General features: G+C 44.6%; 23 protein-coding genes and 1 pseudogene. 5 read left to right on the top strand and 19 right to left on the bottom strand.

Translation table 11 applies throughout. The annotated features are described in order from the left end of the window. Positions 1-112: 112 nt before the first annotated feature. From R7O12_RS14430 to R7O12_RS14415, 4 genes are all read right to left on the bottom strand, one after another. On the bottom strand, positions 113-409 hold the full coding sequence (locus R7O12_RS14430; protein ID WP_318106022.1) for a hypothetical protein: 297 nt from the start codon (positions 407-409) through the stop codon (positions 113-115). A gap of 157 nt (positions 410-566) precedes the next feature. Further along, on the bottom strand, positions 567-1037 hold the full coding sequence (locus tag R7O12_RS14425) for a GNAT family N-acetyltransferase (protein ID WP_318106025.1): 471 nt from the start codon (positions 1035-1037) through the stop codon (positions 567-569). A gap of 135 nt (positions 1038-1172) precedes the next feature. Then, positions 1173-2279: a hypothetical protein gene (locus R7O12_RS14420; RefSeq protein WP_069495188.1), complete on the bottom strand. Its 1107-nt coding sequence runs from the start codon at positions 2277-2279 to the stop codon at positions 1173-1175. A 107-nt stretch (positions 2280-2386) separates the two neighbouring features. Next, entirely contained in the window at positions 2387-3124 is a 738-nt protein-coding gene (locus R7O12_RS14415; RefSeq protein ID WP_318106029.1) for a hypothetical protein, read from the bottom strand. Between the two features lie 238 nt (positions 3125-3362). On the opposite strand from R7O12_RS14415, the gene R7O12_RS14410 reads away from it, so the two are divergent. The 5 genes and pseudogenes from R7O12_RS14410 to R7O12_RS14390 all read left to right on the top strand — a co-directional run bounded on the left by R7O12_RS14410 (position 3363) and on the right by R7O12_RS14390 (position 8074). Then, on the top strand, positions 3363-4319 hold the full coding sequence (locus R7O12_RS14410; RefSeq protein WP_318126061.1) for an integron integrase: 957 nt from the start codon (positions 3363-3365) through the stop codon (positions 4317-4319). A 331-nt stretch (positions 4320-4650) separates the two neighbouring features. Next, positions 4651-5049: a hypothetical protein gene (locus tag R7O12_RS14405; RefSeq protein WP_318126060.1), complete on the top strand. Its 399-nt coding sequence runs from the start codon at positions 4651-4653 to the stop codon at positions 5047-5049. A gap of 385 nt (positions 5050-5434) precedes the next feature. Beyond that, the gene (locus R7O12_RS14400; protein ID WP_318126059.1) at positions 5435-5977 is read left to right on the top strand and encodes a hypothetical protein; all 543 of its coding nucleotides are present in this window, start codon (positions 5435-5437) and stop codon (positions 5975-5977) included. A 24-nt stretch (positions 5978-6001) separates the two neighbouring features. Further along, positions 6002-6934 (top strand): hypothetical protein, encoded by a 933-nt coding sequence (locus tag R7O12_RS14395; RefSeq protein ID WP_318126058.1) that lies wholly within the window; start codon positions 6002-6004, stop codon positions 6932-6934. A gap of 196 nt (positions 6935-7130) precedes the next feature. After that, positions 7131-8074: pseudogene (locus R7O12_RS14390) on the top strand (IS110 family transposase). A 405-nt stretch (positions 8075-8479) separates the two neighbouring features. Here the strand turns inward: R7O12_RS14390 and R7O12_RS14385 are convergent. From R7O12_RS14385 to R7O12_RS14315, 15 genes are all read right to left on the bottom strand, one after another. Then, a complete protein-coding gene (locus tag R7O12_RS14385) occupies positions 8480-9055 on the bottom strand; it encodes a hypothetical protein (protein WP_262660144.1) in 576 nt (191 codons plus the stop codon). Continuing rightward, positions 9052-9771 (bottom strand): AHH domain-containing protein, encoded by a 720-nt coding sequence (locus R7O12_RS14380; protein ID WP_258692739.1) that lies wholly within the window; start codon positions 9769-9771, stop codon positions 9052-9054. Before R7O12_RS14380 ends, R7O12_RS14385 begins: the two co-directional genes overlap by 4 nt. Before the next feature lie 327 nt (positions 9772-10098). Continuing rightward, on the bottom strand, positions 10099-12912 hold the full coding sequence (locus tag R7O12_RS14375; protein WP_318126055.1) for a host specificity factor TipJ family phage tail protein: 2814 nt from the start codon (positions 12910-12912) through the stop codon (positions 10099-10101). Continuing rightward, a complete protein-coding gene (locus R7O12_RS14370) occupies positions 12872-13297 on the bottom strand; it encodes a hypothetical protein (protein WP_025766778.1) in 426 nt (141 codons plus the stop codon). The genes R7O12_RS14375 and R7O12_RS14370 overlap by 41 nt, the downstream gene beginning before the upstream one ends. Next, positions 13297-13833, bottom strand: coding sequence for a DUF1833 family protein (locus tag R7O12_RS14365; protein ID WP_005376972.1), 537 nt, complete (start codon positions 13831-13833; stop codon positions 13297-13299). Before R7O12_RS14365 ends, R7O12_RS14370 begins: the two co-directional genes overlap by 1 nt. A 1-nt stretch (position 13834) precedes the next feature. Further along, positions 13835-16156, bottom strand: coding sequence for an SGNH/GDSL hydrolase family protein (locus R7O12_RS14360; RefSeq protein WP_318126054.1), 2322 nt, complete (start codon positions 16154-16156; stop codon positions 13835-13837). Further along, positions 16146-16622, bottom strand: coding sequence for a hypothetical protein (locus tag R7O12_RS14355; protein WP_318126053.1), 477 nt, complete (start codon positions 16620-16622; stop codon positions 16146-16148). The genes R7O12_RS14360 and R7O12_RS14355 overlap by 11 nt, the downstream gene beginning before the upstream one ends. Positions 16623-16628: 6 nt before the next feature. Then, complete coding sequence (locus tag R7O12_RS14350; protein WP_318126052.1) at positions 16629-18851, bottom strand: hypothetical protein; 2223 nt, start codon at positions 18849-18851, stop codon at positions 16629-16631. Further along, complete coding sequence (locus R7O12_RS14345; protein WP_005376966.1) at positions 18832-19164, bottom strand: phage tail assembly protein T; 333 nt, start codon at positions 19162-19164, stop codon at positions 18832-18834. Before R7O12_RS14345 ends, R7O12_RS14350 begins: the two co-directional genes overlap by 20 nt. A 23-nt stretch (positions 19165-19187) precedes the next feature. Continuing rightward, on the bottom strand, positions 19188-19667 hold the full coding sequence (locus tag R7O12_RS14340; protein WP_262627287.1) for a phage minor tail protein G: 480 nt from the start codon (positions 19665-19667) through the stop codon (positions 19188-19190). Between the two features lie 2 nt (positions 19668-19669). Further along, entirely contained in the window at positions 19670-20167 is a 498-nt protein-coding gene (locus tag R7O12_RS14335) for a phage tail tube protein (protein WP_318126050.1), read from the bottom strand. Positions 20168-20169: 2 nt separating this feature from the next. Next, complete coding sequence (gene gpU / locus R7O12_RS14330) at positions 20170-20619, bottom strand: phage tail terminator protein (RefSeq protein ID WP_318126049.1); 450 nt, start codon at positions 20617-20619, stop codon at positions 20170-20172. Next, complete coding sequence (locus R7O12_RS14325) at positions 20609-21241, bottom strand: phage tail protein (protein WP_171343091.1); 633 nt, start codon at positions 21239-21241, stop codon at positions 20609-20611. Before R7O12_RS14325 ends, gpU begins: the two co-directional genes overlap by 11 nt. Continuing rightward, positions 21238-21528 carry a hypothetical protein gene (locus R7O12_RS14320; protein ID WP_005376961.1) on the bottom strand — a complete coding sequence of 97 codons (291 nt, stop codon included), beginning with the start codon at positions 21526-21528 and terminating at the stop codon, positions 21238-21240. The genes R7O12_RS14325 and R7O12_RS14320 overlap by 4 nt, the downstream gene beginning before the upstream one ends. An 8-nt stretch (positions 21529-21536) precedes the next feature. Further along, complete coding sequence (locus R7O12_RS14315; protein WP_171343090.1) at positions 21537-22028, bottom strand: hypothetical protein; 492 nt, start codon at positions 22026-22028, stop codon at positions 21537-21539. Positions 22029-22048: the final 20 nt, after the last annotated feature.

The raw sequence follows: 22048 nt of genomic DNA, 5'->3' as shown, positions 1-22048 counted from the left end.
GGCTTGGTTACAAGACACCAACAGAGTATATTTATGAGCAGCTACTCTAAGTGTCGCACTTCAAACTTGATACTAAGTGCGTGCCAGCCAGTTACGTTAATACATATACCACTTATTTAATTGATAAAAGTACACGCTCACCATTATCTTCAATATCTGCAATTATTCCCGAATACTTCGATAGTTGTTCATCTTTTGCCGCTTCTTGTAATACGTCAGCAACTACATTGTATATCTGTTTAAGCTCTTGACTATCACAGTTATCGGATTCAGCATTTCGCAACAGAAATCGAATGATGGTTTCGGGTGTGTGTTTCCCTGCCAATACAACTATGAATAAAGGAATAGTAATATTAGTCTTTACTTTTCCCGACGATATATCAGTCACATTAACATTAAAAAACTTCATAAGATCCATCTACCGTAGTTTTTGTTAGGACAGAGCACATAACGCCGCGTTAAGTGGTGAGCAACGCTACCACCCTACCTAAACCATTGTGCTGTAAACACTAAATTCAAAGCAAACCGAAAATGCCAAGCGTTGAGAATCCGCCTTAAACGCTTTGTTAGCTGCGTAGCTTTTTGGAGAGCAGGTTCTGTTTTGATTCGAATCCGGCGCTAGTATAAAAACCGATAGCTCCTGTGTTATTTGACCAAACATGCAGGTCAACTGAACTAGCGCCAAGAGCACTAGCCCACTTAGAAAAGTAAGAAACTAGCCCTGTAGCTACACCCAGCTTTCGAGCTTCGCTAGAAACGATTAACTCTTCAATATATCCATACGTTCGTGATTGCGTCCAACGACGCTCTTTAACGTCAGTGAGATTCCCCAATAAAGCTCCGACTACCTTTCCATCGTGCTCGCTAACAATAAGCAACTGATTTTCATCAGATAGAATGTCTTGAAGCTCAGTCTCATTTAGTACATCTTCAGTTTTGCGAACAACATCTGGGACTAAGTCTGAGTTGTGCTCATTCTCAGCAATGAAAAGGCTAACCAACACATCTAAATCTTTGATTTGGGCTACACGAACCATAAATCTTCTCCAAGCAGCTAACGCCCTGTTAAGGTGTGAGCAACGCAATACCGAAGCTTCCGCATGGCACCTTAACCACTAGACGCAACGCATAGCAAAAATGCCAAGCGTTGCGAATCACTCTTAAACAGATTGTTATATTTTTATTCCATGTGGGGAGAGTACTTTCTTCAGACTTTCAAGGTCTTTTCGTGGCAAAGGTAAAATGAAGGATATAGCATCCATACCTAAACCTCCAAAAGAATTACCAACAACCACTGCGTCTTTGGAGTCCACTACCCAAACTCGATCGTGAATAAAGACATCATCAAACGTGTCAAGATCATAAAACTTCACTTTGCTACCAAGCTTGTTAATTATTTCGTCTTTTATCTTTTTGTCGTCAGAATGACTAGAACTGTAAAGTAGATTTACATGCTTAACACAACTCTGAGACATTGACTTCATAAAATCTGACACATAGCTATTTGGAATAAATTGTTCACTAGCTATATTTAATAGGCAGGAGTTATTATTTTTTGATATGGTTATAGATTTGGCTCTACCTAGGTAGTTCATAAGCTTTTCTACAGATCTAAAACTTCTTCCTTTTTCTCTAGTAAGAAAATCTATGATACTAGCATCAATATTTTTCTTTTTTGCAACATTAATAAATTTATCATTAATCTCACACTTTCCAGTTATATTACCTAGTATATAAGGATCAATGACCGTTATATACTTCCCGTACTCCGTATAAGATTTTATCTCATTAATTGCTCTAGCTCTATGACCAGGTTGTGTCATAAATGAGTATACTTGCCCTGGAAAACCTCGACTACCTAGAGATGCGCATGGGCAATAATGAGGCTCTGGCTCATCAAATTGTAAGTTATCATCGAATATTACTGTAACTACGTTACCTCCTACAGATAATATTACAATATTTTGCGATTTTCTTACATAAGTGGAAAAGTTATCCATATTACTTTTAAAGCGATACCAAAAACCTCCTTTTAATGCCAAGATAGCATCGAATTCACTTTGAGGTAACGAGAGAGAGTCTGAAGCAATGTTCTTTCCGGTTTTTAATATTTCATGAAAAATATGCTCCTGGTAAATATTGCTTCTGAAGTCTAACCCTTCACTTTGTGTATAAGTTATATTGAAAAGATATTCGTCAAAATGTGAGAAGGGTTTGTGCGCTTTCACTTTCCATCTGGGTCTTTCTTTATCAATCCGATGAATTATTAAACTATGCAAACTGTACTCCTTAAAAATATAACGCTGCATTAAGGTGTGAGCGACGCTTGGCTATACTTGAGCGAAGCGAAACTGCCAAGCGTTGCGAATCACTCTTAAATGCTTTGTTATGAGCCATTGCCGAATATATTACTAGCTATAACTGAAGAAAATACTCCAATCACGATAGACCAAGCAGAGGCAATAAGAATTGACCTGATTGGATGTACAGAAACCCACGCTGACAGCCTGAAAAATAGTGACTTTCTGACAAGTTTTAGCTCATCCTTTGATTTAGAAACTAATTCTCTCGAAACCCCGTTTGTTAACAATCGCTGAGAGCAAGAATCACAAATTGTAGGTTCATCGCAAGAGTATATGATATCTGACTTGATGCCATTCATATCGTAAATGCAACCTTTGGTTTCATCATGAGTAAAATTACTGTATTCGTAGCAGGTGGGAATACTGCCTTTGTTTTCTCGGTATACGAGCGTATAAGCATGAAGTAACCGAAAAACTACATTTTCCAGTCCGATATTATGAAAACGAAGATAATCCGCAATTTCGTGGAAAGTAAAAATGACAACATTATTTGTTAGTCGCCTGCTATACCAGTTTTCTTCTAGCGGCACATTTGTTAGTGTAATCGTTATTTCTTCTCCTTCTTTTTCAGGAATCAAATCACCTAAAATTTGATCGGAAAACTCCCAATTGTAACCATCCGAGCCTTTGTTAATTTCATAAGTCTCGATTGAGTTTAAGATTTCATAGACGCCAGAGCTACGACTTGATAGCAATGATAAGTCGAGATCTCTAGGCACAGAACCAAGTACAACTAGCCGTATCTTTGTTTTTTTGCTCAATTTAAATATCCTCTTGGCTCATAACGCTTTCTATACGGCGATTTGCCGTTTTTCTGGCAGGCTACCGCCTTCTTTCTTATCAAAAGCGCTATCAATCGTAGCACTTATATGCATGAAACAAATAGAAAAACAGTATGAATATGTGTGGTGGCGCGCGCAATTAGGCGGCGCACAGCACGCTAATTTCAAAAGTGGTGATACATTAACGGAGCTGTATAAATAAACAGGTTAATTTATCATGAAAAGTCAGTTTTTACTTAGTGTAAAAGAGCACATGCTTACTCGTCATTATGCGAATAAAACTATCGAAAGTTATCTATTTTGGATAAAACGTTTTATCACTTTTCACCAGCTCGCCCACCCATCAACACTAGCAGAAGATGATGTCATTCAATTTCTGAGTTACTTAGCGGTAGAAGAAAAAGTTGCGGTAAAAACGCAAGCTTTGGCGCTGAACTCAATATCATTTTTATATCGTGATTATTTTAAAACCCCACTATCACTTGATATGAGATTTCAGAAATCCTTGACCGAAAAGAAACTTCCCGTTGTGTTAACCAGGGAGGAGATCCGAAGATTCGTTCAACATATCGACCCGAGGTATAAACTCCATATTCAGCTGCTTTATGGCTCAGGGCTTCGAGTCATGGAGTGTTTGCGCTTAAGAGTTCAGGACATCGATTATGATTATGGCGCAGTTCGTGTTTGGCAAGGAAAAGGAGGTAAAAATCGTACCGTAACGTTAGCAAAAGAGCTACATGAGCCGCTTAAAGCTCAGGTTAATTTAGCAAGAGATTACTATTTTAAAGATAGACACATGCCTGGTTATGCGGGGGTATACATCTCTGAAGGTTTACGACGTAAATACCCAAAAGCGGAGCTAGATTTTAACTGGCACTTTTTGTTTCCATCAACAAAGTTAAGCGCAGATCGAGACACTGGTGAACTCAGAAGGCATCATATCAATGAAAGCGCAATACAAAGAGCGGTAAAGCGCGCGGCAAGCGACGCAAGTATTGAGAAAACTGTAACTTGCCACACACTAAGACACAGTTTTGCCACGCATTTATTGGAATCTGGCGCAGACATTAGAACTGTTCAGGAACAATTAGGGCATACTGATGTAAAAACCACGCAAATCTATACTGCAGCTCATCATGTCAACCACAAAAATGTTCCGTTATTGGTGGATTGAAAATAAGTCAATAAAAATCAATGAATTAAGAAAACTCACTCTACATGAAGGTTCTCCTAGTCATCTCATAGATGACCAAAAGAAACCCTAAACATTTAAAAATATATGCTTAACTCGCCCCATTATTGCCCCAAACTTGCCCCATTTATCAACTAACTTGAATTAGTCTGAATGCAATCTGTCAGTTTCTTTATCTCGATGTGACTAGGTTTGACAGGTTGCCCTAAATCGGTTCTGCCCCGAAGTTTGTTTCAGCGTATTCGTTCTAACGGCAGTCTAGCTGATTTTGCTATACTGCAACTAATCTAAATATCCTGTCAGGTTGTATGCGATGAGCAAGAAAAAGTTGACCGAAAAAGAGTTGCTAGAAGGGATGACTCCTTATAATACCCACAGTGATTTGCTTGCAAAGAGCGAAACAAAACCTGATTGGATATCCTTCGCCGACGGGGGAGAACGGGTTACAGATGATTTCATGGCCAACCGAAATGAGGTTTTCGATGAACCTAGTTTAGATTTGCTGAACCCTGATATTTTTCTTTCAAACCTCAAGTTAGCACTTGATAGCCTTCCAGATGGTGATATTGAGTTTTGTGACTTGGGTAATGAAATTGGTCGAGTCATTGTTAATTTGAATTCACCAAATAAGGCACTTCTACGTGAAGTAATTTATGGAGTTGAACATGGTTTTGACATGATTAGCAAAGAAAGAGGAACTTCGAATGAGTAAGCTTGATGAATGGGTCGACAACAATATGACGTTAACCAGTATCATCATAATGGTTGTGGGCCTAACACTCGGATACATACTTTTCTAGTATCAAGTACTAAGGCTTCGAGGAAAGCCTCAGTTGTTGCAAATTCTGCAACAACTCCAATCCAATCTTCTAATTGTGCAACAGTCTGTTGCACAAATCAGTCAAAATCAAAAATGCCCCATTCTGAGTTACGCGCACTAACGAACAATATGCTCTAACTTGGCTTTTTTCCATACCAAAACTAATGGTTTTAAATATCGACTATACTGGTTGTTGACGAAGGAAATCAGGGATTAGTTTAGCTTCCAAGCGGCGTTATTTATTTAAACGATGCCTTATTTACATTGAGGAGGGAAAATGAAGATTGATGAATTTATCAATGACCAAAAAATCGAAGAGATAACCGATGCTGAAATTACTGAGCCTGGAGAATCTTGCGTATCATTTAATTGCGCGGTGGTGGGTCATACAAAAGATATTCTCCGTATTGAATATCAAGGTACAGTCTATGACATGAAAAAGCAGGATGTGATAGATGTCGCATCAGCTAGTGAAGGCGTCGTTACTGCATCTGCTCTAGGCAGTCCGTCTAAAGTAACACTTAGACCTGACGCCACACTTCAGTCTGTTAGTCGAATTCAGGCCTCAGATCTTATCGCCAAAAGACCTTTTGTATTGGAAAGGCCATCTCAATCACTAGGCATTTCTTTTGCGAGGCCTTTAGATGAAGCGGAAGAAATGTGGTTAAGAAATCGAGGACTTCTAGCCACCGAAACAGCCAATACCAGTTCAAGTTCCACTCTCTGGTCCGACTCAACATCTCCTAGCACATCACAGCCCCGGTTAGATAACTGGGTGTCAGATGACTCACAATCAGATGGGCAACATCCAGACGATTAATACAACAACAAGAAAGGAGTACACATGTTAGACGTATTGATCCTTGCGCCTCAAGACGACATACACGCGCTTTCTGTTTCTCGGGAGCTTGAGGCGCAAGGGTATTGTTCAAAAATACTAGATGTTGCAAGCGTGCCGCTTGAAAATACTGTTGAAGTAAGTTGTTCATCTAGTGAAGAAGTTTTCTTCATTGGAGAAAAGACTATTAACACAAGCCAATTGCTCGGAGTTTGGAACAGGCGGCCTAAGCCGCCAAAAGTATCTAGTTTAGTTGCTCAAGAAGATGATGCTGAGTTTTCCGTACGAAGTACGAGAGCTGCATTATATGGAGGGTTATCTTCGATATGTTCAAATTGGGTTAACCCCATTCCAGCTAGAAGTCTCGCAATCCTTAAGCCATATCAACTATCGATTGCAAAAAAATGTGGGTTTCTTATTCCTGATACTTTAATTACAACAAATGCGAATTCTGTTAGAGAGTTTGTAAATGCCCAAAGTGGAGATGTTATTTATAAAACTGTTAGCACATGGCACTATGGACTTAAAGAAACGAGAATATTAACACGCAATGACTTAGAGAGCCTAGATAGCTTGTCAGCATGTCCAACTATATTCCAAAATCATATCCAAGGTGACGTGGACCTACGAATAACCATAGTTGGAGATCAATTGTTTCCTGCTAGCGTTCACTTTAGCGAAGGTCGCTCTCCAGTAGATGGCCGATTAGACAAAGTACCAATTAAACGCTACGAGCTAGAAAAAGGATTTTCACAAAAACTTCTTGAATATCATAGAAAGCTTGGCTTGCTCTATGGCGCATATGATTTTCGACTTAACAAGGATGGTGTGCCAGTGTTTTTAGAAGTAAACCCAGACGGACAATTTCTTTATGTCGAAATGGCGACAGATTTACCGATATCTAAAGCCGTTGCGTCTCAACTAGCGAAGAATACCTAACAATGCCATACACTCGGACCCTTCACTCGCTGCGCTTACTCAGGACCGGTGATGGCTGGCGTTAACTCCAGCTCAGCAATACTTAAACTAATCGACGATACTCTTGCTAGGTTGAGTTTCGTAGCTCATTAATAAGATGGTACGCCCCACACCTGCACTACACTCAGCTATGTCGCTGAATATGGGAGGTGCCATTATGTCGGCAATCAAAGTTATTGGAATCGATTTAGGTAAGTCTGCTTTTCATCTAGTTAGCCACGACTATAGTGGTCGTGAACAATATCGGCACAAATTATCTAGAAGTAAATTACTACAGTTTATCTCTGTGCATGAACCAACATTGATAGCAATGGAGGCTTGCTGTGGTGCTCACTGGCTTGCAAGAAAATGCCAAGAATATGGGCATCAAGTTAAGCTGATTCCCCCTCAATATGTTAAGCCATATGTGAAGAGTCATAAGAATGATTTTATTGATGCAGATGCTATAGCCGAAGGATTAGAACAGGCTATATTCGAGAGCGAACAGCAACGATGAACCGTATTGGTTCTATCCTTACTGAATTTGGCTTCAGCTTTCCACGCGGGCATGCGAATATGAAGCGTCTTTTTCAATGGTTGGCAGATACAGGGCAGCCAGTTCCTTCTTTACTTGTCTTTGAGTTACGAGATCAGCTTAGTCATTACAATGAGCTTAATGACAAAATTAAAGAGCAAGATACGAAGCTGGAAACTCTTAATCGTGACAATGAGTTATTTACCATATTACAAACCGTACCAGGCATTGGACCTATGACAGCTTCTTGCTGCCTGTCTGCCGTCTCCGACCCTAAAGACTTTTCCAATGGCCGTAACTTTGCAGCTTGGCTAGGGTTAGTACCATTTCAATATTCAACAGGTGGAAAGCCAAGAATGCTAGGGGTATCCAAGCGAGGTAACAAAGAACTTCGTGAGCTTTTTATCCATGTAGCTAGGGCTGTTTTATGGCGAGATGAAACTGCTCAGAGATACTTTGGCTCGTGGCTTACAGACTTAAAACTTCGAAAGCCTTTTAATGTTGCTTTAGTAGCTTTAGCCAATAAGTTAGCGAGGATAGCTTGGTCTGTTATGGCTACGAAGAAACCATTTGAAATAAGAGTATAAATCAAGTTTGCATATGAAAATGAAAGATGACAAAACGGTTAGACCACCAGATTGAAGACCTTGTGGACAGAACAGCGATATAGAACGCTTTCTCATTTTTGAGGACAATCTGGCGCGGGTCTCATCGTAGAGCTGGGGCTATGTAGCATGTAGGTGTCCCCAATTAGACTTTGAATACATTAGCGCAAACCAACTCCGTTATTTGAATTTTTCACTTGCAAAACAGGGCGCCCCATACATTCTGTCCAATTGTGAGTTTTGACACCAGCAAACCGACTGTATGATCTAGTCGTGGCTAACCCGCAAATGTGTAAGATCGAGTATGAGTCAGCACTTATCAGCGTTCAAACTAAGCACAAAGCGATTTGATGCGCTGATAAGTTTAGTTAAATCTAAAACAGCTGATTAATAGTCAAATACATCCAGTAGATCTAAATCGAATTCAACACCACGCAAGTCATGTTCATTACACAAGTTCTTTAGCTTGTCATCGCAATACAGCAAGTTACACCCTTGCATCAACGACTTAAAAACGTACTTATCTGTAACACTAGACTCGACGAACTTGAGCATTTCCAATCCTGCCGGATGACCATCAATGTATTCGTGTTTCGTGTGTTCCTTGTCTTCTTCGCCAAAGCTCATGACATTGAAAACCTGAAACTTCTCACCATCTATCACGATAGGTAAAAATTCACCATCTGTTTCAATGTATGGTCTCAACACTTCAACCGCTCGAGGCGTTAGTACCAACCATGAGCCCCAAACGGATATGTCTGGAATCTTTACAGACGTTTTGTAGTGAGCGGTAAATTTAACACTCTCTTCTACCCAAACGTCGGCCAGCCCTTTTGCTCTTACTGGCTCATTAAAAAGCCTATCCAACAGAGCTCCATCGCCCGCAGCCATAGCCCTTTGGAACGGGTCATGCTCAAGGACTTTAAAGTAACGATTGAGATTTCTTATTTGGTATATACTCATTCAGGTGGGTTCCAAGTTGGGTCTTTCTTCATAAGGATTTGGGGAGGGTAAGAACCATCCTTTAACTGAGATTTGATTCTCACAAGTCTAGATTTAAACGCGCTTTCATTGTGACGAATATCGGCCAATTTACCAACCCATCTCTGATAATTATTGCCATGTATGCGCGAATGCGTCGGTGCATTTGGCGTAGTATAATGTCCCTTGTAGGCGGTCGAACGTGGTAGCCAAATACCATTCATTGAGTCGTTAATACCTATCCCAAACATGAACATTTGCAATCGAGCGTCAGTCATGGCCCTAACTCGACCATTACCCATAACGATATGATGTGCTGCATGATTTGGGGACGGTTGCGGCTCTGAAACAGCATACAAGTTACTTACCAAGCGATTTGTAGGATGGTGATTTTCCATCCCCAGCTCGGGACTAGATTTATCTTTGTTATCATCTCGATACGCTTCTAAATCTGCAAGCAACTGCTCTTGCAATTGTGCATGCGCGTTAATCTTGGCACGCTCTCGATTCAAATGAGCAACGGTTTCCTCTGCTTCTTTAACCTCTCTAGGCGAGGTTTTATCTAGATCCTTTATCTTGTGGTAATGCTTGTACGCTTTAACCTGAAATCTATATATCGCCATCTCCAAGCCTGACGGGTTCTTTGGCCTCAGAGGGAGCTTTAGAACGGGAGACTTGCCCAAAATTACCTTTTCCATTTTCTTTTCAAACCTTCAAAAAGAATAATGCTCCCCTTAATAAGCTAACTCGGTCAATGAGTTAAACCCGTTTTTGTGCTTAGGTTAAAACTGTCACAAATTGACGAACATATTAATTACATAAGGGACTTATGTACAATTCTGTAATTTACAGCTGTCTGCCATTTAATCTTCAGTCACATTCCGAAGAAGAAAATACTCGTATTTACCTAAGCGCTTAAACCACCATGAGCAACTCCAAAAAACATGATATTGATTTCGGCTAGAGCTCATTAGTCAAAACTAGCAAAACTAATAGAACAACTATTACGAATTTAGCGCGCTTCTTTAAGCCACTTTTGGGTATCCCTGTTCGTCGGGTTCGTTTTCATCATCCTCATACACGCGCACGTCATAGTTCCACGCCTTAGCACTGCACTTCTCAGTGCCTTGTGGCGTCACATCATAAATGAGCGCTGGATAACACCACTTATCCGCTGGACCAAACAGCCACAATGGTGGTTCCATTTCGCCGTCTAGTGAGGGCGTAAAGCCCAAGTTACTGGTGATGATGACTTCGTTAGGATGACTCCCTTTGGTGCAAACATGCGGTCCTGATGCCCTGCCATCGGGTTTTCGGACGGTGATGTGATGCACGCCGCTTTCCCATTCCAGTGGCAAGTCCAGCCATAGGTGCGTCTTGCCGTTCTGAATGCTAAACCCTTCTAACCTGCCGCTTTGCGCGTAACCTGGCACATCGTCACCCAAAGCAACGTAATCGAGGTAGTTAGAGTTAAAGGCATCCATCTCGGTTTGGAATGAATACTGAAAGCGTCGGTAGCGCTTCTTACGTCGCACTCGCATACCAAATTGCCACGCTTTAGTTGGGTCGGTCACACCAAACGCTCTGACTTTCTCCGGTTTGATGCCGAGGTCACCAGGCAGCAAGCACATTATGGTTTCCGGTTTCCATGTCAGAGTGGAGAAGTATTCCACCTCCACACCGTCGGGCTCTTCTTCGCGAATAAAGCTGCCTGAGCGCTCCAGTCCTTTACCGAGCATGTTGTCCGGTTGGTACTGAAAATCAAAAGTGGTTCTTGGCTCATCCCGAACTGGAATGATTTGACCGTATTTGAGCGTTGGCTCGGCGTAACCGACGAGCAAGACTTTCTTCAATACCTCGAACAAGGTGCTGCTGTCGGTGAATACTGCGTCGAACGTATCCCCTCTGGCTTTCCAAACCTCATGCAAACGCAGCAGCTCGTAATGACCGATGTGAACATCACTCAATCCACTATCAAGAATGATGTAGCGGATAGCCGGTGCTATGTCTCGGGTCGGGTAAAGCTCTTGCGTCCAACCTCCTAACCCATCTGGAATTTGCAGTTTACGGGTTGGCACCACGCCTAGCTTATTCTCCGCGCTACGCGAGAGTGAGTTACTGCCACGGATTTTGAACGCGATAGTGGTGAAGTCGTCATACTTGGTGTTGCTATCAAGTCGCGCTTTCAATCGGCGGTACTCGATGCGATCCAAATACTTGAGGTCTTTATTGTCGTTGGTGATGCGATACACGCGCACTTCAGGACGAACTTTACGACCTAAGTCAATTTCGATAGTTTCCGCAAGCTGATCGCGAGTGCCGTCTCGGCGTTCGTACTTGACTTGGTTCCACTCGGTTTCTCCCTCTCCGCGCCATTCAATCATGGCCTCGACAGTGAGCGCGTTGGTGTCACCGTTCTTGTTCACGTATCCAAGGCCGTCAGGGTGTTTGAAGTCGATGTAAATCTTATCGGCCACCTCTGAAGCTGGGCAGGCAAAGTGTGGGCCTGCAGGTTTACCTGGCAGTGCCACTTCGGTTTCAAGCGTCCACCCTTTGTTCTCGCCTTGATGCGTGAAGACATCCCACCACACCTGCGCTTTCGTCCCTTCGGGATACAGCCTATCGACTCGGCCTTTCGGGTTGTTCGCTTCACGGATGATATAGCGGCCATCGTCCGTGCCGTGAAACTTGATGGGATGATGGCGCGTTTCTGACGGTACGGTGTCGACCGTTATCCAGTAGCCCTCACCATTTAAGATGCGCAGCGCATAGAACGTCTCGCCATTGACCTCAAACGTCTGCTTAATGTCCACCATACCCACGGAATATTCCACCACAGGGTCGGCTTCATGTGGGACGTAATAGTTGGTCGGATATTCCACATAATCGCCTTGCTTGCAGTTATGCAAGTCAGGATCACGCGACCAAAAGTTAAGAATGTCAGCCCCATTTTCGTTTCGCCAGCCACCATCACCACTTGCTTCGGTGATCTCACGAATACCAGGCGAACCGGATATTTTGATGATGTGGCCAGCTTCCCATTCAACAGGCCAGTATTCTGTGGCGAGTCCATCCACATCGCTCACCACGCCGAGCGTATCGTCCACCACATTGACTTGGCTCGGAGTGATGGAGTTAATCGGCCCTTCTAGCTCGATCCCTGCCGTGGAAGACGTCGAACCGACCTCGCGTGAAGTGTAAATGTTTTCGTGCGCTGGGTGGCTGGTCACGTCCTCCCCTGGCGCAAACACTTGATAACTGATGTCCCCTGCGTATTTCGACACAGGCGTGTCACTGATGGTGATGTCGTCGCCCGTAAGCTCAAACTCGCCATTGCCAATGGCGGTCATCATGAGCAAGTACTCTTCATCTTCTGAGAAATACCAATGCGGCTCACTGATGATGTCAGGGAAGGTTTTGTGGCGTCCAAACAGCTCAGGGATTACCCCCATCAATCGCACTCGGTTGCCTTGTGCGTTGGCTTCATAAATCGGACTGCCTTCTGGCATTGTTTTCTGGAAGTTGTCAGGGATTTGGTTCATGGCGTAGATGGCCGCGCCAGCCGCCACCACCGCGATCACCGCATAAGCGATGCTTGCAGGGTCTTTCGGCTCGGCAACCAACTCCACTAAGTCACCGTCTTGCCAAACATAATCAAACCAATCTGAGGAAGTGCGCTGTTTTTTATTCACGAAATAAGAAAACGGCGGCGTTTCTGATACGTAGTAACCTTTGATGTTCGCAGCCATCCAATCATTGAGCGTTTGCCCAGGTTTGATTGGGGTAAACTCGCACTTACTACGATTGAGCTTGTTGGGATAAACCGCTAGTACAGTCATGTTCGATGTAGTACCTCGTAATTAGTGACATACGCTCAAAATCAGACAGGCTACAGAGCCAAGGTCGGCCCATTTTTCGCCCTGTTTGAGCCACTTTCAGCCCGTTTTCATTCACCACGACACCCACATGAACCAAAGTATCTTCAATCAGGTGGCATGCGATTGCGCCGTCTATCGGGGCGGTTTCAACATACCCACCCACCAATTGGTGATAGGCGTCGGTCATGCCTGCTTTGTCGTCTGGGTCCACGGTCCCAAAACTGTCCAATAGGGGTAAGCCGTGATGATGGTGGCGAACCAAACGAACAAAGCCCCAACAATCCAGACCATGCTCGTCACGACCATGATCCAGATAAGGCACCGCCATTAACTCATTTAAAGTCATTAGTTCCCCTGGTACTTGAGTCCTTTGGTGATCGTTGGCGTGTATCGGCGTTTCGGCCATGCTCGGTTCACCAAGTCATGAAACGACGCGACAACGCCGACGGTTTGAATGTTGTCTTTTTCACTGACCGCCGTCAGCGTGAGGGGTGGCTCGGCAGGTGCCGAGACATGGGGATACAAGTAAAAGCGATACGTGATGGTCACTTTGCTGCCATCTTCCATGGCTTTATCAATAAAGCGACGGGCCTCGCCCGTCACGTTATCAATCTGGAATTGCAGGTTCTGTTTCCCTTTGACGCTTTTACCCGGTAATGACACCCCGAACGCCGACGCTCGAAAGAAGGTCTCTACCCCTGTTTCTAGCCCAAGATAAATGCCTTCCACACCGTCGACTTCAAGATGATAGAAACCGTCAGCCAGACGAATGACCGATTCCGGCTCGCCTTTCTGATACGCATCTTCATTTTTGATTTCTATGGTGTGGATGGGGATTTTATCGACAGGAGCAGAGGCGTAATAAACCTCTATGGCTTTCATTTTAAAACTCCGAGCGTAGTAACCCAGCGACTTTACGAGCGAGGTGTGTGTAACCCTTCGATGACGGGTGAACACCGTCTGACAAGTAATAGTCCGAAGTCAGCTTTCCTATATTGCTGGTTCTATACATGTCTTTCGATACCACTTTATGCAGCTTGGACTGAGACAAGATAGCGTCGACGTAATCTAAAAGGTATAAATCACTGGCGTTTGGGTGGTCATCGGAATTCAACCCGTCACCACTTGCAAAGCGAGCGCGGTAGATGGGTGTCAGAAACACTAACTTTAGATGCGGATAAGCCGTCAGCAAATCATCAACAACTTTGTTCATCGCACCCAAAAACGTTTCTGGGCCAAATGCTGAAGGGGTACCGATTGGCACATTGCCTGAGAAGTCATTCGTACCAAATGCAATAATGACCAGATCCACTTCACTCCAGTTGGTATCTCTCACTAAGGCCGCTTGTGTCCGGTTATCATCCCCTTTATCAAGAAATAACGCCTCTGCCCCATCAATAAGTGAGGTGAAGTCACCAGACTTTATGTTGCCAGAGATCTGGCACATGCTCATTGGGTTATATATCGACATGGAGTGATAAGCCATTCGACAACCGCCAAAGCCCATTTTATAAACTTCAGCATCAAGAAGGTTACCCAATTGTTCTGGCAACGTACCGAACTCAACGATTGAGTCCCCAAAGTACGCAATTTTCATTCCCTTGTGCGGATTATCAAGCGCTCTTGAACCTGCCAAAAACCAGTCAGGAAACGTTGAAGGGTCCTTACCAACACGAATCAGTCGACTCCACTCTAAAGAGTGATCGACCAACGATACGGCTCTTTGCAATAACCAGTCTGAATCCGAGAAAATATTGAACAACTGAACTGAATCTTTCGTTGGTGGGTAGTTCTCCCAAACGCCTGTTTTGACTAAAGTGAAAGTTCCGTCCTTTGTTAAGGCATTGAGGTCACCTTCATAAAGCACATCGTTTTTGAGAAAATGATCCTCCAGTGAATCTCTTGATGATGACTTGCCAATATCGACCCATTCAGAAGGCAGTTGCTCAGTGATGTCTACCGTTCGCTCCCATCGCTGGTTGGGATAACCATAGCGAATAAGAACCTGGTGAATAAATCGTCCTGCTCCCGTGGCATCACTATTAAATAAGATGCCTGACCAATGCCCTTGCCAATCGGCTGGCACATTCAAATAAACATTTGATGAGCTCAACCAAAAGACACCATCTTTAATTAAAGTATTCAGATCACCATTGTTCGCTAATACTCCGTTTGCCATAAACGAATCAGAAAGGTGGCTTCGGTCTAATACAACATTAGAAAACTGTTCCTTTTTAAGCTGGTATTGGTTAGTCCAGCCGACATCCGTTAAATTATCAGAACGACGAACCCAGCTCTTTGAAGGATCATTAAAAAGATAAAACTGTTGAAGTTTAAATCGAGTGCCTTTGAAAGATGTCGCCGTATTAAAGATGACAAACGCTGAGGTCCCATCATAATCTGCTGGGGTATGCAAATAGCCACCATTAGGCATACCATAATGGAAACCTTCAGTTTCAATGAGGTTTAAGTCCGTCCCGGCCTCTAGATTCTCTCGAGTAGTCAGGAAAGAACCAAGCTTTTCTATAGGGATGCTTTTGTCTGCGATTTGCTGAGAAACGATAATTTGATAGCCATCAGTCCAATCACCAATAACTTGCTGCGTATCAAACTGTCTAAACCAAAACTTCTTAGGGTCGTTCCATAAGTAGATGGTTTGATATTTAAACCGATCCGAGCCACTTAAAATATCGGCGACGAAAACGACAAAGGCACCACCTGCAGGAAAGTTGCTCGGCAAATCCTTCACCGAATGCCCTGATGCGCAATAGTGGTACCCATCTTGAACAATTGAATTTAAGCTTTCATCACCAACCAGAGCGGGTGCAGAAAGAAAGTCATTTTTCAGTTGGATATAACCAATACTGTCTGCTTGAACGGTCCCGTACTTCGATGGCACCCAAGCGCCATCCCAACCATAAAGGCCATTGTTACCATCGATAGGATCATTCCAAACTTCCGCCAATTCCTTGTCTGGTGGTGCTCCTGCCGTATCCATTTCCAGCTTGGTTTTATATTGAATTCTCCCTTGAACCATTGCGTTAGTCGCAGAGAAGTGGTCTTCAATACTTTTGCTTATGGATGGTTTAACCACACCGTTAATAGTAATACTAACGTTTTCATCACCCATCAGTATTTGGTTAATCCAATCGATACACTGACGAAACTCCAGTGTCATTTCGAAATAGTTGTTGCTACTTTCCATTCTTCCAGCTCTCTGTGTAGTAACGGCTCATGTCTATGCCTGCCACAAACTCTTCGAGCGTATGTGGGGCTAACATTTGGCCAACGGTGATTTCTTCGCTTTGGATTGGGTATTGGCGAATTTCACATTTCACGGTGTAGTAAAACTTGCCACCTTTTTGCTTGGCGTCTTTGAGTGGGTGGTCTTTCATTTTGATTTGTAGGGGAACCACGCCCAGCTCGGTGCGCTGGTTTAAGGTAAACCAACGAATGCCACCACTGAGTGCATGGTCTACCCAACCAAGAAACGCCGCTGCTTTTTCCTTTGGCATCCGAAACACGAGGGTTTGGAACGTCGGCACGATGACATGCCGACGACGGTCCCGAGTACGCCCTGTCGACATTTCCGTGGAAATACGATTGGACATCTGTTCAATTTTGTCGGGAAACTGAGGATGTGGCAGGTAGCTTGGGTACATCATTATCATGAGTGCTTATACTCCCACTGGCTTGAGGTCAAAGCGCTGCGCGATCCCTTGAGACATTGGTCCGTCAGAATCGAGGTCTTCCAAAAAGACATCGGTGATGTTTTCACCATTGTCACCTTGGCGCTCTCTCTTTTTCACTCCCTCTGGTGCGCCGTAAATGTTCACCACGTTACGACCTCCGAGGGCCAACCCTGATTTAGCTGAGGAAAGACTTGGTTCATTCATCGCGAACTTCTGACGTTGCATGGCCATGATGGCGCTATACATTTGGTCGATTCGGTTCGCGGACTCGTTGGTGTAAACGCGCTCACCTGCTTTCAGCGTCCAGTCGGATTCCATTCGGCCACCCAACATCGGCACTTCGGATATCCCGTTGTGCGCCATGTTCGAGACTGAATCGACTTTGCTGGCCATGGAGATACCAAAGCCCATAGCGGTGCCTGCCGCTGCCGCAGCAAGACCAGGACCGACATAAGGAATACCAACCAAAGATTTGTATGCCGCTGACGCTGATTCGTAAGCGTTAAGCATGATTTGGACACGTGCTGCGGTTTTACCAATACGAGCGGCGTTTTTGTTTTCACTGCTTTGCAGCTCGGAGATTTGACCGAGGAAGTTGCTCATGCCTCGAACGCGTTCTTGCATCAAGCGCTCTTCACGATACGCCCGTTTTTCCGCTTCGATTTTGGCCTTTTCGGTTTTGGCTTCTTCACTCTTAGCAAAAGACTCGATTGATGCTTCCAAAGCATCGTCTTCTAAATCTTTACGCGTCTTTTCTGCATTTAGATAGAACTCTGTCTCACGGTCACGATACTCAGCTTTTAACGCTTCCAAAGTATCAAAGCCACGACGCTTTAACTCTTGCTCGGACACCTGCATTTCTTCTATGTCACGCAAGCGTTGCTCATGCGCTAACATGAGCTTTTCTCGCTCACTCGCGTACTGCATATCAAGCGATGCTAGGCGCGATGCGCCAGAAGACTGCTTGCTTTCTAAACCTGCGGTGTCTTTCGGTAATACTCTGTCTGGCGTGTCGCCTTCAGGTTTTAAACCTGGTTGCGCCGTGTCATAGTTCATGCCAGTCTGCATGATGTTATAACGTTTTTGCTGACGCGCTATCTCAGCATCGAGTTCATCCAGTTGCTTTGTTAATCGCCCAAAATCAGAGTTAAGGTTGAATAGCTCGTTTTCACTACGACCAAGAGGGTTAATAGGCAGCAAGCTATCAACATCAATACCTTCGTACTCTTTAAAGGTACGGTTTACCTCTTTTAACTCGTCACTAAACTCTTTTCTCTCTGACCTTAATTCTGACAGCTTTTTGCTTAGCCCATCGACCGTTCTTGGGGTGTCTGACCAACTATCAAACAGTGTCCCCCAATAGTTGATTGAGTAAGCCAGCTTATCACTGAACCAATCAATCTGATCACTGGCTCCAAGCACGGCATTAGCAAAAGAGCGCTGCAGCTTAAGCCCAGTATCTTTGAGTTTTTGGTCCATCTCTTTGAATTTCTCAATGTCATACTCCGACATCGACACGTTCAAATCGTCGTACTTTTTGGTCAGCTCAAAGAGCTTTTGGCCTTGATTGTCAAGCAATGGCATCAAGGCCGAGGCGTCGTTGGCGATACTCTCCAGATAAAATATCTGGCTTTTCATTGGAACGTTGGCTTCGTCCATCGCCGTTTTGATGGCAATCAACGCATCGGGACCCGACAGCTCTTGCAGCTTCTCAATGGTCAGGCCAACTGTTGGCGCGATGTTCTCCATGAAGTCGGCAAATTCACCACCTTCATTTTCGGTAAAGTCGCCCAGCTTATCGTTAACGTCCTTCAGTATCTCGGCCATGTTTTCGCCGCTGATATTGAACTGCTCAGAGGCGTATCCCAAGGCTTGAATTTGCTGGACCGATACCTGAGCAACGGTGGCCATCTTTTCGATTTCGCGCGCTTGTTGCGCCTGCTGCGTAATGAGGTAAGCCGTGGCACCTGTGACGGCACCAATGCCTGCCGAGACATAACCTGCAGTATCTAACACGCCGCGACCTGCGTTTTTGGCGCGGTCTGCGGTTTGCTCTAAAGAGCGGCTTAATGATAAGTTTGAGTCGTTCGCAGCTTTGGCTTCTTTGGTGTAGCCACGCAGCATCTTTTTGGCGTAATCCACATCTTTCTGAAACTTGGCGGTTTCAGTATTGAAGCGGATATTAAAATCAGCTATCTGGGCACTCAAGGCGAACTCCTCCTGCCGACGCGCTCAACGCCATCAGCTCTTCGTCGGTGTATTCTTTCGATTCTTCTTCGGGATGTTCTAAGGTTGGCAGGAAGTCTTGGTAGCTTCTAAGGGCGCTGTCGTCCTTGCAGCCTGCGGCCATGGCCGTGACATTCCAGTTTGAAGAACAAGTTACGGCAAAGCGCAGATTGTCCATCTGGTGTTTGAAGCCGTGTTTTGAAAAGTATTCACGCCACTCCACAACGGCTTCGCCGCTAATGGAAGCCAACAAGGTGCGCCAACAGACTTGCCCGAACTCTCGGGCAAGGTCCATGGCAAACTCAATTTCATCCCGAATCAGACTTTTGGGTCGGTGGGTTCCTGAGTGGTGGTTTCTTCCGTTGTAGCGGTTTCAGTGGTAGTAGTGGTATCCGAGGTGCTTTCAGTAGCATCCGGCTCCTTTGGCGTAGATAACCCTGAGAAGTCGGCTATTTCAAAATAAAGCGTTTCAACTTGTGGCGGTGTCATCATCGACATGATCTGCTGATGACGCTCATCTAGGTCATCAACATCACCACGATAGGCATACGCGACCAAACGAGCCTGAGCCATGAAGTTAATGCGGAACCAAGCGTTTGAGTACTTTTTCAAATCAAGAAGGTAACGCTCTTTTTCTTCCTGGCTAGCATTTTCAGCAGGTTCTATTGGTCGGTCTGGATCGGGAATTTCTGCACAATAGTCCATGTAATTCAGTCTATCTAAACCAGATAGTTGAGTAATGGTGACGCTTTGACCTTCAATATCGACAACTTTTGTTTTTAAAAAGTCTGGTGTCATGATTATGCTCCTGCGCCAGCGGCTTGTTCAGCAATCAGCATTTCCGCGAGTTTTGGCTTGCCAACGTTTTTGAATTTAACTGAGCGAGTGATTTTCTCTTTAATCGTCACCGCTTTACCCAATGAGTTGATGTAGCCAGAATAGGCATCCACCGTCCCATTTGGGTATTTTGCGCGATACTCAGTAACCGTTCCTTTTTCTACATCATTAACAAGTTGTTGTTGACCAGGTTCACCTGGCTTCCAAACGATTGTTAAATTGGTTTCGCCTGCTGACTTTTGACCTGGCGTGGTCTTTGCCCAGTCCGCATTAGGATCGTCTAGGTAGTTATCTTCTTCATCTTCCACGGTGATTTCACCTGGTTGAAGCTCTTTGATACCGCCTACCTTGTCCCACTTGGCGTCATCAAGGTAATCTGCAGTAGTAGCCAGTTCTTGGTCGTCTTTTTTGCGCCAGAACGTAGTGCCAGCGCCTTTGATTGCTTGAGTTGGGTCCGACATGATTAAACCTCTTCGGTGTATTCAATAGTAAATGCCAAGTCCAGCGTTCCCCATGGCTGTTCTTCGTCTTGTGCGTATCCAAACGATTGACGATTACAGAGGTCGAGAAGACCGTTGGCGGTATAATGTTTGGTGATGATCTTGCGAACTTCTTCACCTAATGCGTCGAGCTCTTGCTCCGTGTTGTTGTCTGCAACCAGATAGATTCTGATAGTCAGCTCAGAGCGCCATGTGATTTCTTCAAAATCTTCTTCAACGCACTGGCCCTCAGAGACGGAGACTGAAATGGCAGGGATATCCGTATCATTCTCTTCAGCTTCAAATTCTGGAACCGCGATGTATCTGGGGTTGCCATTAAAAAACGTTGCGATGATTGACTCGCCAGTCTCATCGACTAACCCTGCTCTCAAATCAGCAACAACTTGTTTGCGTATGGCGTTGTTAATTTCCACGACCAACCTCTCTGCGAATAACCAAGCGGATTTGTTGCTTCATCGCGCTGGACAGCTCTTTTTTCATGTCCGTTCTAAGCAACTCATCGCTGTGCTTTTTAAATGCTTTGGTGATTTCATTCACGATTGGCACCTTGCACACTTTGATGGGATGCCTTGCATCCGAGACACGTTGCATGATGTGCCAGCGACCGTTCTTCAGCTTTTGTAAGAAGGCGTTCTCGAATCGGTGCCGACCGACAACAATGGCGGTGTTACCGGATAACTCTCGCTTTTGGTAACGACCATTTCGGCCTCGGTTAACTCGGCTGATTTGGTATTGCCCTCGCTTGCGCCGAATTTGGGTTCTAGCCGTATCGATAGAGATGGCAGGAACATCGAACCTGCGCACTCTGACAAAAGCCACTGGCATTTTTCCTGTGGCCTTTTTTGTTATCGACGCGCGAGGGCGAATAACTTTTTGCTTGATACGAACGGCTTTTGCGGTGTCTTTCACTGACCGAGAAACAGCTCGAGCAGCCACACGGTTAATCGCCATTGCACTGGCTTTCGGTACCGCGTTACTTTGTAATGAAGAAAGGTTTTTAACGGCTACCGCCAATTCCCGATCAATGCTATTCATAAGATCACCACAATATTTCCGTCTTCTGGATAAGGGCCACTGGTGACAGTGAGCTTTCTGCCCGAGGAAACGAACTCGATAGGTGTTCCCTTCTTCGGTCTGACATTATCTGCTTTCTTAAATGTCAGCTTGCGAGCGATGCCTGCCATAGCGTCAAACTGGTTTAGGGATTCGTCATAAATGGCTTTGATAGGTTCTCCACCGTTGACTTTCACCCAGACACCAAACGCTTCAGAAACCGTGTTATCCACCTCTTCCATTAACTGGTCGAATTCGTTATCAAACATAAGCGGCCTTACATCGTCGCGACGAAATACGCCAAGCCTGCGTCCACCGCTTCCATCGCGGTTTCTTCATCTAAAAACGGCTTATCGCCACGTTTGAGCAGCACCGTCTTTTGGCCTTGCAAACACTGAAACGGCTTATCCACGAGAACTTGCACATTGCCTTTTTCATCGGCGTTGACTTCTGGCGGCTCACCATCGTCTAGAACCGTGGCATCATCGGGTAATTCGACCGCAGCACCGATAAGCACTTCCGATTTTTCGCTCGTTTGACTCTCGGTTTGCTCGCTTTGATCACCGGCAGTATGGTTAGCGTCATTTCCTTGCGTTTGCGACTGTGCTTCATCATCGGATTCGTCCATGTCTGGTAACTTGGCTTCCAAATCGTCAATGACTTTATTTAGCTGGGCTTCGGTCGTTTTGTCTGAATATTGCGGTTCAGTAATACCGAGCTCTTTGCAAAGCTCATCAACACGTTTTTTCAGGTTTTCTTTTCGGCTCATGATTGGCTCCAAAGTAAAAA

Source organism: Vibrio sp. Vb1574 (genome assembly GCF_033338675.1).
The sequence above is the reverse complement of the archived record's forward strand: the minus strand, read 5'-3'. Positions and strand labels throughout refer to the sequence as shown.